Genomic DNA, 11982 nt, shown 5'->3' with positions numbered 1-11982 from the left:
GAACATCACCTCCCTTACAGGTGAACCTTTTATCCTTTCAAAGACCCGATCATAACCCCTTTAACAAAGTGTTTCTGAACAAACGGGTAGATTATAAGTACAGGAGCGCTGGATACAACAATCAATGAGTATTTCAATAGATCCTTCAATCCCTGCTGCATCAAAACATTGTTAACATCCTTGTACATATCGGAATTCTCCGAGTTCAGAATAAGTAGATTCCGCAGGAATATCTGCAGCGGGAACATATGACTGTCTTTTAAATAAATCAAAGCATTAAAGTAGGCATTCCAGTGACCGACCGCGTACATTAGGAACAATACGGCGATGATCGGCTTGGATAAAGGAATAACCATCTGTAGAAAAAACTTTATATCACTGCATCCATCAATTTGCGCAGCTTCATGAAGTTCATCGGGGAGCGATTGAAAGAACGTTCTGGCTATAATGACTTGGAACACGGCAAATGCTCCTGGCAGGATCATCGCCCATCTTGTATCCAAAATACCAAGCGACTTCACGAGCAGGTAATTCGGAATCAATCCGCCATCGAAAAACATCGTAAATACAAGAAGCAGCATCATGATGTTACGACCATAAAATGTTCTTCGTGCCAGCGGGTACGCCAGCATAATGGTGAATGAAACGTTTAGCAAAGTACCGAACACGGTATAAAAGAGGGAGTTTCCGAAACCAACCCAAATGTCCGAGTTCTGAAATACAGCCTTATAACCAATAAGCGTAAAATCAACCGGCCATAACCATACTTTACCGGACGTAACTGCTGCCGGTGAACTAAATGAAGCGCTCACAATATGTAAGAGCGGGAACAAAATAATAATAAAGACTACTGCCAAAAACAGATATACCAAACCTATAAATATACGATCTGTTACCGATTCTTTTATACTGGTACCACCCAAGGTCATCGCCTCCTACCACAAACTATTGGAAGATATTTTTTTCGCTACGAAGTTCACGATAATGAGCAGCGTAAAGTTGATTACGGAATTAAACAATCCGATAGCCGTCGAGAAACTAAAGTTCGCTCCGAGCAGACCGACTTTATATACATAGGTCGAAATGACTTCCGATGTGTTTTGATTGAGCGGATTTTGCATCAAATAAATCTTCTCAAATCCCAGGCTCATGATTTGCCCAAGGCTTAAGATCAGCATGATCACGATAACTGGAATCAAGCTCGGAATATCAATATTCCAAATTTTCTGGAACCTTGTCGCTCCGTCTACTTTTGCCGCCTCATACAATTCCGGGTTCACACCAGATAACGCAGCAATGTAGATAATCGCCCCATAGCCCATATTCTGCCACACGTCCGACCATACATAGATCGACTTAAACAGCTCCGACCTACCGAGGAAATCGACTGGCTCCAGTCCTAAAGCTCTATAGATATTGCTCAGAAGTCCTACGTTTGGAGAGAGGTTTACGATCAGAATAGACACAATAATAACGGTTGAGATGAAGTACGGTGCATATGTCACCATCTGAACTGACTTTTTGAATATCCCGTTTCGAATTTCGTTAAGAGCAAGTGCCAATATAATAGGAGCAGGAAATCCGATCAGCAGCCCATATAGTGAAATGAGTAGTGTATTCCGGAAATAATCCCAAAAGTATGGCGCATCTAACAACTGCTCAAAGTACTTAAATCCTGCCCACGGGCTCCCCAGGATTCCTTCAACAAGGTTATAGTCCTTAAAGGCAATCACGACACCGAACATAGGAATGTATTTAAAAATAATAAGGTAGAGAAGCGGTAAAGCGACCAGCAAATAAAATTGCCAGTGCCTTTTCATTTGCTGTAGTGCATGCTTACCACGTTTGTTCGGATGCATCATGAGTTCCCGCTTCGGAACGGGTTTACTGCTTATACTAGCCATCAAGCCACTCTCCTTTGCTCTTTCTGTTAATCTCATGTTAAAAGGCAGGCGGGCTTGCATCAATAAACAAGAATCTCGGCACAACCATTTTCCGCAAAACCCTTGATAACAGGTCTTTTCTCGCGTCAGTACTACGATAAACTTTTTTCTCCGGACCAACTATATTCGGTAATAGCTAAAAAGAAACGCCCCCGGCGTCTAATAGACACCAGGAGCGTTCCAATCATATTAGGCATTCTTCTTACTGACTTGTTCACGGTACTCACCTGGAGACACACTCACTACTTTTTTGAACATACGGCCAAATGATATCGCATTCGTGTACCCAACCTCTTCGGCAATTTCTTGTATCGAGTGATGTGTATCTTCGAGTAGATGCCTTGCATGATTGATACGAAGCTCAATTAAATAATCAACGAACTTCTGACCGGTCTCTTCCTTAAACAGTTTGCTGAGTGTTTTGGAATTCATCTGGAACTGTTCACTTAGAAGGTCCAGAGACAAATTCGGATTCGTAGATTCCTTCTCCATATATGCTCGAACACTTCGAATGATTTCGGAGTGATTTCGATTCTCTTGCAGTAATACAAGATTCTCAAAAATACGTTCAAGCACCTGTTCAACTTGTCTCTCCATTTGTTCTAGCGTTTCAGAATTCGTTAAAGCTTCATTTAAAGCTGGCTCGCCAACTAGGCTCCAGTGCTCCCGAAACTCCTTAGCCATCTTATTCATCTCGCGCCCTAGAGAATAAATCATATAGTCCGTCAAGCTAACAATGTGATCTTGATTTAACATATCCTGCTCTATATTTTCAAGAATGCTCTTGTACTGCTCCCGCCAATCCTCCCTTACTAAACGGAAAGACTGAGCCATCGCTTGGATCCGCTGAAAATAATCAAATGACTTCCCTTGCTCTTCTGTTCTGATCGAAGTATAAAAAATGATTTTATTCTCACCCATAATCATTTTGTACTTCAACGTTTGCACCGCTTGGTTGTAAGATTCCGGGATAGATGTAAATGCCTCAGCCGCTCCTCCGACGCCAACAGTAATCGTCAGTTTTAAATGTTCCTCGACCCACACTCGGGAGTTCTCTAGTACATTTAATAGTTCTTCTTCAGCATTGTGTAAATCGTTAATTTGTACAAGCAGCCCTAGCTTCGAACTCGAAATCCACTCTGCCCATACGACAGTTCCATGCTTCTGTGCCGTTTCCTGTATGACACTCTTCAGTGCAAATTTCATTAAGTATTGATCTTGCTGTGTATACTGGGCAACAAATTGATTGAATTTATCGATTTCAATTACGCACACACTCTGAGGCTTACTTAAGTCATTTAATTGAATGGTTTCACGCTGTGTTTCCCATTGACCAAGATTTGCAGGATATTGCCCCTCCAGAAGCTGTTGAAATAAATAGGTTTTTCGTAATAACAAATCTTCACGATACTGCTGTTGATAAGAATTCGACTGCTCTAACATGCTGCTAAGGGCAGATTGTATAAAGGTAAACTCATCCTGCCGTTTTTCCTGCAATAAGACACTAGTCTTATCCTGTGAGAACTTCTGGATTTGGGACACAATCTGTTCAATAGGACGATAATTCCGCCGAGCAACAAAGACAATCCACCAAACTCCTGCCCCCATCATCAGCAAACCTACAATAAACCAGACATTAAACAATTGATTGGCTAAATTCACCCATCCCCCATTGACTAGACCACTTTCATAGCTCCAGCCCGTTAAAGGAGAGGTTGCAGATGAGATCAATTTTTTATATGAAGAATCGGTTTGATTAGGAAGGATCGGATTCCCCTCGCGATCCCAAATATCAATATAACTCACATCCTGACTGTACATGCTCTCAATCATCGCATACAGTGACTCCGTCTTCACATTAACGACAACAAACCCTTCACCACTTCGTATATAGGGGGCCTTTAATACAAGCGAAATAACCTGTTCCCGTTCCTTAAACGAAAACTCCTGAAAACTTCGAACGCCTATCCATTTCGTCTCATAATACGAACCTGACAAATAAGGCTTAATAAACGCATAATCAGGGTACTCCTGCAAATCAGCATTCGTTGAATCGCTAAGTATAAATTGATCATTTAACCTGACAAGGTACATAGAATCTACCAAGGGATAGGAGATCTTAAAGTTCTTCATGAACTTTACCACTTTAACGTTTAAATAATAATCGCTCTGCTTTCCGTCGTTAAAAAAAACCGAAAGATCCGGATTGTTTAACATATCGCTCAGAAGCATCTGTTCAATGGTCTTCATAGAAGAATCTATAGAACTTATCGCTTGCAACAATAATGTCTCATTTGCTTTGGTCGCTTCTTTCCGGCTCTGCTCACTAAGCATTTGAAAAAACACAAAGAATATAAAAGACACGACGATGAAAAAGGCGGGCATATACATTAACAACTGCCGATAAAACCATGATTTTTTCTTCATTGCTCCTCCTATATAAATATCTGTACATGAAATACATAAAGGTGAAACAAAACCATATGTAAACGCATTCAAAAAAATGAGTTCAGAATCTATGACCGATTGGTATATTATAGTACGTCATCCACGTATATGTATATATTCGCCTATATTTTTCTAGAAAAGCAATTGACTTTACGAACTTGTAGGATTTATACTCGTAATTACTTTAGGGGGTAAATATTTTAAAGGGTGTAATAATTTTAAAATAATTGGAGGTGTAATATCGTGCCTACTTCAAGCAGCTTAACAGCATTTGAAGAGTTATATCTTGATTTCCAGCGGAAAGTATCGGCTGAATGGCATAAGCGTATGGACCGTCTTGTGTCTGGATCACAGGCTACGATTTTATGGAAGCTTGAGTATGGTGGCCCGCAAAAGGCATCTACGCTGGCAGCACGTATGGACATTACGCCTGGTGCAATCACAAGTCTTTCCGATAAGTTAATATCCAGTGGTTATGCAGTTCGAACAAGAGATGCGGATGATCGTAGGGTGGTCTATCTGGAAATTACGAATCAAGGAAGGGAGCTACTAAGACAATTCAGGGTCGAGACGAAGAGTATTATGGAACAATTTTTTAATGGGATCTCCGAAGAGGATATTCATCATTTGATCCGCATCTATGAGCAGGTCTTACGGAATATCGACAAAGAGAAAGAGGTGGAACATTAATGGTGCATTTATCGGACAAGCGAAAAATGACAATCATGATCGCTATTATTACATCTTTATTTTTCGCTGCCATTAATCAGACGATCATCGGAATTGCTATGCCTCGTATTATCGCCAAGCTCGGCGGTATGGACTATTATTCATGGGCTATTACGATCTACCTGCTTACTTCAACGGTTGCATCGGTCCTTGTCGGTAAGCTCTCCGATATTTATGGCCGAAAGCCATTCATCTTGTCCGGTATCGGGTTATTTACGATAGGTGCCATCTTATCCGGATTTTCAACCGATATCTTTGAATTAATAACATATCGGGCAATTCAAGGTGCCGGCGCAGGTATTATTATGTCCACGGTTTTCACCGCAATCGGTGACCTCTATGAACCCAGAGAGCGTGCGAAATGGACGGGTGTCATGAGTGCCGTATTCGGCTTATCCAGTGTCGCTGGACCACTGATGGGAGGCTATATCGTCGATCATCTCGACTGGCGCTGGGTATTTTGGATTTTCCTTCCTCTTGGGGTCATCGCCTTTATATTAATCTGGGTTAACTTCCCGAAGGTTCCAAGACGCCAAGGAGAATCCGTGGATTACCTGGGTTCCCTCTTCCTCACGCTCACGATTGTTCCTATGCTTCTCGCCTTTTCTTGGGCAGGGGACGGACCTGAGAAATATGCTTGGGGTTCGTGGCAAATTCTCGGTTTGTTCACAGCAACGATCGTCTCATTGATCATTTTTATCGCTATCCAGACCAAAGTAAAGAGTCCAGTTCTTCCACTCGGCTTGTTCAAAAATAGTGTATTTACCGTATCCAACCTGGTGAGTTTCTTCTTAAATGCTGCCATGATGGGAGCTATTATCTATGTTCCTTTCTTCGTTCAAGGGGTGAAGGGGATTTCTCCAACAATGGCTGGTTATGTAGCAATGCCGATGTCCATCGCCATGCTCATCACCACCTCTGTATCTGGACAGCTGATGTCCAAAACCGGTAAATATAAAAATATGGCGATCATCGGGCTAATGGTCATGACCATCGCTATGGTCTTGATGTATTTCATGGTCCCTTCCACACCAATCTACATACTCATAATATATATGATCATCCTTGGACTCGGAATTGGCGTAGCCATGCCCGTATTCTCACTTACCGTTCAGAATGCCGTAGCACCTCAGCAGATTGGAGTTGCTACCGCAACCTCGACCTTATTCCGAAATCTTGGGGGAACGATAGGAATCGCTATTATGGGAAGCTTGATGAGTGCTAGTATTACAAAAAAAATGACCGAGTTATCTTCAAATTTAGGGAATCAGACGAATGCGGCAATGAACCCGGAATTAGCTGAGAAGCTTGCTCTTTTTCAAAACCCGCAAAATCTTTTGGATCAACCGAAAATCGAAGCTACCCTAAACAGCTTATCACCAGAATTGCAGTCGGCATTTACAAAAATGCTTGATATCATTCGAGAAGCTCTAAGTTACGCGATCACGACGACTTTCTTGACCGGTGCTATTGTAGCATCCGTTGCATTCTTAATCGCACTGTTTCTCAAAGAAATTCCACTTCGCTCTGGAAAAGGCATGGCCCTAAAAAAGCAGGAGACCGCCGTGGAAGGAAGTTCCGTTTCGAAATAATAACAGCAGAAAAAGAGCACCGATCATACTCAGCTTGTTGCCTGAGTATGATCGGTGCTCTACGCTTCTAAATGGATAGACCCCGTTGTCTTACTTCTTAGATTCCAATGTCTCCAAATACTCTGAAATTTCTTTAGGCGTCTTCGCAAATTTGCTATGAAGGTGTGCTAGCTTCTCTCCATTCTTATAAACCAGCAAGCTCGGAATACCACGCACTTCGTTCTTGCTTGTAATCTCCTCAAGCTGTTCCACATCCAGCGCATAAAACTCCTTGTCTGGGTGCTTTGCCATGATATCTGGCAGGAATTTTTCCAGCGTTCTGCAATCTGGACACCAAGTGGCATCGTATTTGATGACGGTCAATCCGTCTCGGTTGATTAAATCCTCGTATTGTTTCTCCGTTTGAATTCTTTCCATTGTTCTCTATCCCCTTATCATTCGAAAATAACGATATGATCTTTATCACAACACACACCATTTCATAGTTATTCTAGCCGTTTATGACTTGGTTTGCAAAAGGGATAGAAACCTTAGGCGTTACGGATGTATCTTCTCTCCATTTTCCATCATACGTATTAACTCCTTGACCTTTCTTGCACGGGTCTCAGCCTTCTTCGCATTCTGTATACGAAAATGAATCGCGAATTTGTTCTGATTATTTAAGGTGTCATAAAATTCCTTGGCGCGCGGATGCTCTGCGAACGCCGCTTCCATCTCAGCGGGTACCGTAGCCCGGCTCTGTGGCGCGTAAGCTGCTTCCCAGCGCCCATTGATCTTGGCCGTTTCAATTGCCTGAAGTCCAGACGGCTTCATCCTTCCTTCCTCGATCAGCCTCTGAACCTTTTCCTTGTTCACCTGTGACCAGATGCTATTCTTCCCTCGCGGTCCAAACCGCTGAATCCAGCTATCTCCGTCAAGAGATTCCTTGCGACTATCAATCCATCCGTAGCATAAAGCGCTATCCAGTGCTTCAGCATAACTCACGGTTTGAAGTGTTGAATTCTTCTTAGCTATTTGAAGCTTAACCCCACTTGAACAATGGTGGTTCTGTGCAAGCCACGCTTCCCAGTCATCCTGATTATGACATAACAGAAGTGGCCATTCCGCACTTCCTTCTTTTGTGAACAACCTCTCTTCAACCCCTTTCCTATAAGAATGCTGTATCATCTATCGCGTACTTTTAATAATTATTACCATTTTAATCCTTTTGTTTCTATATATTCAAGGATTTCTATCCCCTATCACGTTAAAATAGAATCCATGACAACAAAATTTTCCTTAGCCTGCCGAATAGCTGAAACTTTACCCTAGCCCACAGCGTCATATAGTTGAGGAAAATAATAACAATCGTTTGAAGGAGGTCAATCGCGTGAGGAAGTTTTGGACTGCTTTGCTAGCAGGACTACTCATCATCCCTTTGCTGTTCCAGTCACAGGCACAGGCGGCAGTAAATTTCACCATCTTAATCGATGGGGTAAGACTCGCAACAAGTCAAGCACCGGTTATGATCCAAGGCCGCGTCATGCTACCTATGAGGGCCATCTTCGAGGCACTGGACGCCAAGGTGACTTGGAACCAGAAAGCTCAGACCGTTACTGCAGTTAAGGACGGAACAACGATCGTATTGAAGATCAACTCTAAGACAGCAACCATTAACAGACAAAGTGTTAATCTTGACGTTCCAGCTAAGAATTTGAGAGGTACGACAATGGTACCCGTGCGCTTCGTCAGTGAATCCTTAGGAGAGAAAGTTGGTTGGAATTCCAAGACCAAGACGGTTTCCATTACGACATCTGGTGGTGTTTCTGTTCCAGATAGTTTAAATCCTGCCTCTTATGTAACCTTAAGAGATGTGGCGAATTACGGAGATGGTAGGGATCTTCAAGTTAATTTCTCTAAATCATCGAATGAATCCCGTGCTTCCCAGTACCGGATTATGGTCGTTAAAGCATCTAAATCAGGCAGCTTCAACCTATCATCAGCACAAATGGTCTCAAACTATAATTATGCGGTGATATTCCCGAACGGATCAGATCCTTCCATTACACTGAACTCTGCTTCACGTGATGTAGATGGAGAATATATCCGCGACAATCAATCTTACGTAGCTTACGTATTAAGTGTTGGCAAGGTAAATGGTGATGTAGCACTATCCTCACCTTCGCCAGCGCTCACGCTTGCTAATACAAATGCTGTTGACGCAGCAACCAATGTGAAGGGAACCGATGTCAACGACTATAATGACGGACGTGACCTTTCCGTAAGCTTTACACGTGCAAAGACAGAAAATAATATCTCAAATTACCGCGTCATTGCTGTAAAAACCAAAGATATTAGCAAGTTTGATCTTGCAGCAGCTAAAGCTGTAGCAAGCCAGAACTATACGACCATAAACAAGACCAGCAGTAGCAGTACAACACTTACAACGGTACTTAATTCCTCTTCGCGTGATTCTTCAGGCGAATACATTCGGAATGGAATACCTTACACCCTTTACGTACTGTCCGTAAGCAGCAATGAGAATTCCGTAGCGAGCAAACTCTCGACTGCATCCTCATCGATTACGCTTGCGACAGGTTCTTCCACCGCTCCAGTCATTACACAAGTAACAGATGTGAATGATTATGGCGATGGCCGAGACCTACGGGTAAGCTTTACTAAGTTGTCTGACGAATCTGGTATTGGATCGTATCGGATTTTCGTCGTAAAATCGAGTGATTATCAGAATTTCAATTTAACTCGAGCTAACAATGTATCCAGCTATAACTACACACAAGTGAACAAGACTGGAAGTAACATCATTCAGACTTTATCCTCTGGAGCCAGAGATGTAGATGGAGCGGCTATTCGAAGCGGTGTTTACTATCGTATATTCGTCATGTCTGTTGCTACAGGTAACAACTCGGGTAACAACAAACTATCGTCACCTTCGAGCGACATTATTTTGTACAATAACAACTCATATGTTGGATCGATCTCGAATCTTTATGTCAGCGATGTGAGTGATTACAACGATGGCCGTGACTTGCAAGTTTCGTTCACGCGTGCATCCGATGAATATAATATTAGTCATTACCGCGCATTTGTGGTCAAAACAAGCAAAGCGAATTATTTTGACCTGAACGATGCCAATTCGTTGTCCAGCTATTATTACACTCAAATTAATAAGACGGGATACAACATCACTCAGAATCTGAACTCTTCGAGCCGTGATACGGACGGGGATTATATCCGTAATGGTACCAGCTACCGTGTGTTCATTCTGTCGCAAGGTAACAACAATTCCAGCAACAACGCACTGTCATCCTACTCCTCAACCATCACACTTAGTAACAATCGTTATGTAACTGCCGTAACGAATGTAGCAGCAAGCGATGTGAGTGACTATGGCGATGGTCGTGACTTGAGAGTATCTTTCACGAAAGCTTCTGATGAGTACAACATCGGTAGTTACCGAGCATTCGTGGTGAAGGATAGCAAAGCAAGTAATTTCAACTTGAATACAGCTACCAACAACTCATACTATACGCAGATCTATAAGACGGGAAGTAATATTAGCCAGATCTTAGGGTCTGGAAGTAAAGATACGGATGGAGAGTTTATCCGTGAGGGAATTAGCTATCGCGTGTTCATCATGTCAGTAGGCAGCGGCAACTATTCCAATAGCAACGCACTTTCTTACTACTCTTCAGCCATTACATTGGGCAAAACACTTACTTTGAATCCTGCAACAGCTGTAGAGGCTAAAGATATAAGCGATAATAATAACGGCAGTGATTTGCAGGTGAAGTTCGATAGCTCCTCAGATTACAACAACATTAGTGAATATCGCATTCTTGTGGTTAAGAAAGATAAAGCAAGTGGCTTTGATCTAACGGCTGCAAATGCCGTAAGAAATCATTACACATCGGAGATCAGCCGTAGTGGAACGATTACGAAGGCACTCGCACCGAATGCAAAAGATACAGACGGTGACGATATTAAAGATAGTACTACCTATCGCGTATTCGTTTTAGCCATTGGTAAGGGCAATCTTGCTGGAAAAAGTGCTATTTCCATTGCATCAGCTGACATTACCCTAACAGCCAATACAAAGGTAGATGCCGTTACGAATGTAACAGCAGAAGATAACGGTGATAATGGTGACGGTAGAGACTTATTCGTATCCTTTAATAAAGCTGCGAATGAGGATAAGATCCTTCAGTATCAAGTGTATGTAGTTAAAGAATCAGCTTCTGAAGGATTTACACCTGGTAATTCAGGATTTACAACTGTAAATAAAACGGGTTCAAATATCCGTACCAGCTTGCAATCTAGTACAACGGACAGCAACGGTGGAGCAATTGTTAACAACCAGCCTTACAAAGTATTCGTTGTCTCGGTGAGTAAAGACGGCAATGCCAGCAACAATACACTGTCTGCTCCATCTGCAGTTATCACACTCGAAGGACCTGAAATATCAGCTCCAACGATCGTGAAGACGACAGCGAATGATTACGGCTTCGAGGTTACATTCTCTCCAGGACCGAACTCGAAGAATGTAGAAGTTTATAAAGTAATGCTTGTACCTGACTCCTCCCCAACAGACAATTTGGAGAATGCAACAACTTTCATGACCGTTGCGCCTAATAGTAACAACTTTAGTGCACTGTTGGAAAAAGATATTAACAATGCACCATTAAGCAAAGATACAACTTATAAGGCATATGTTCTTGCCGTAAATAAATCAAGCTCAGCTAAACATGCTTTGTCAGCTCCATCAGGCGAACTCAAGCTTCCACAGCCTAATGAAGCCGCTGCAAGCAATGTAACCGTTGAGCCAGTAAAAGATACGAACAGCCTAAATGTAAGCTTTAAAATTGCATCGAAGGATAGTGAAATCACTTCCTATCAAGTTGTATTTCTTCCAGCTGACAGCGCTAGTAGCTTCAACTTGAAGAAAGCCACTGCATCCAAGACCCTACTAAAAACGACTGACATCAATCCATCTCAATCGGATAACGGCGGTACTGGTGGCACCGGAGCAGGAACCAACGCTGATGCGATCAAGAAGTTCTCCCTAGAAATACCGACTAAAGATGGATATGGAGCAGACATTCAAGCAGGAAAAGAATATAAAGCTGTTGTACTCAGTCTCGTTGTTGAGGCTGATAAAGCAGCGAAGACTGTCGCTGTATCCAATCCATCCAAAGGACTTGTTCTGGTAGCAGCCAAAGCTAAGAAATAATACGAACCTAGTCCTACCTCAATTAATAACTAATACCAAACAG

General features: G+C 42.3%; 8 protein-coding genes. 3 read left to right on the top strand and 5 right to left on the bottom strand.

Annotation, left to right across the window (positions count from 1 at the left end; all coding sequences use genetic code 11):
* Positions 1-29: 29 nt before the first annotated feature.
* The 3 genes from ACK8P5_RS05765 to ACK8P5_RS05755 all read right to left on the bottom strand — a co-directional run bounded on the left by ACK8P5_RS05765 (position 30) and on the right by ACK8P5_RS05755 (position 4370).
* Positions 30-929 carry a carbohydrate ABC transporter permease gene (locus tag ACK8P5_RS05765; RefSeq protein ID WP_422660024.1) on the bottom strand — a complete coding sequence of 300 codons (900 nt, stop codon included), beginning with the start codon at positions 927-929 and terminating at the stop codon, positions 30-32.
* 6 nt (positions 930-935) lie between these two features.
* Complete coding sequence (locus ACK8P5_RS05760) at positions 936-1862, bottom strand: ABC transporter permease (protein ID WP_422661384.1); 927 nt, start codon at positions 1860-1862, stop codon at positions 936-938.
* 270 nt (positions 1863-2132) lie between these two features.
* Complete coding sequence (locus ACK8P5_RS05755) at positions 2133-4370, bottom strand: helix-turn-helix domain-containing protein (protein ID WP_422660023.1); 2238 nt, start codon at positions 4368-4370, stop codon at positions 2133-2135.
* Between the two features lie 264 nt (positions 4371-4634).
* Between ACK8P5_RS05755 and ACK8P5_RS05750 the strand changes: the two genes are divergently transcribed.
* Positions 4635-5081, top strand: a complete 447-nt coding sequence (locus tag ACK8P5_RS05750; protein ID WP_422660022.1) for a MarR family winged helix-turn-helix transcriptional regulator — start codon at positions 4635-4637, stop codon at positions 5079-5081.
* On the top strand, positions 5081-6712 hold the full coding sequence (locus tag ACK8P5_RS05745) for an MDR family MFS transporter (protein ID WP_422660021.1): 1632 nt from the start codon (positions 5081-5083) through the stop codon (positions 6710-6712). Before ACK8P5_RS05750 ends, ACK8P5_RS05745 begins: the two co-directional genes overlap by 1 nt.
* 90 nt (positions 6713-6802) lie before the next feature.
* On the opposite strand, the gene ACK8P5_RS05740 is transcribed toward ACK8P5_RS05745, so the two are convergent.
* Positions 6803-7129 (bottom strand): thioredoxin family protein, encoded by a 327-nt coding sequence (locus ACK8P5_RS05740; RefSeq protein ID WP_422660020.1) that lies wholly within the window; start codon positions 7127-7129, stop codon positions 6803-6805.
* A gap of 120 nt (positions 7130-7249) precedes the next feature.
* Positions 7250-7840, bottom strand: coding sequence for a YdeI/OmpD-associated family protein (locus ACK8P5_RS05735; RefSeq protein WP_422660019.1), 591 nt, complete (start codon positions 7838-7840; stop codon positions 7250-7252).
* Between the two features lie 241 nt (positions 7841-8081).
* On the opposite strand from ACK8P5_RS05735, the gene ACK8P5_RS05730 reads away from it, so the two are divergent.
* Positions 8082-11939 carry a stalk domain-containing protein gene (locus ACK8P5_RS05730; protein ID WP_422660018.1) on the top strand — a complete coding sequence of 1286 codons (3858 nt, stop codon included), beginning with the start codon at positions 8082-8084 and terminating at the stop codon, positions 11937-11939.
* The last annotated feature ends 43 nt before the right edge of the window (positions 11940-11982 follow it).

The sequence above is a fragment of the Paenibacillus sp. EC2-1 genome (assembly GCF_049311625.1).
GTDB lineage: Bacteria > Bacillota > Bacilli > Paenibacillales > Paenibacillaceae > Paenibacillus_AQ.
Note: the sequence above shows the minus strand (reverse complement) of the source record. Positions and strands in the feature narration are given on the sequence as shown.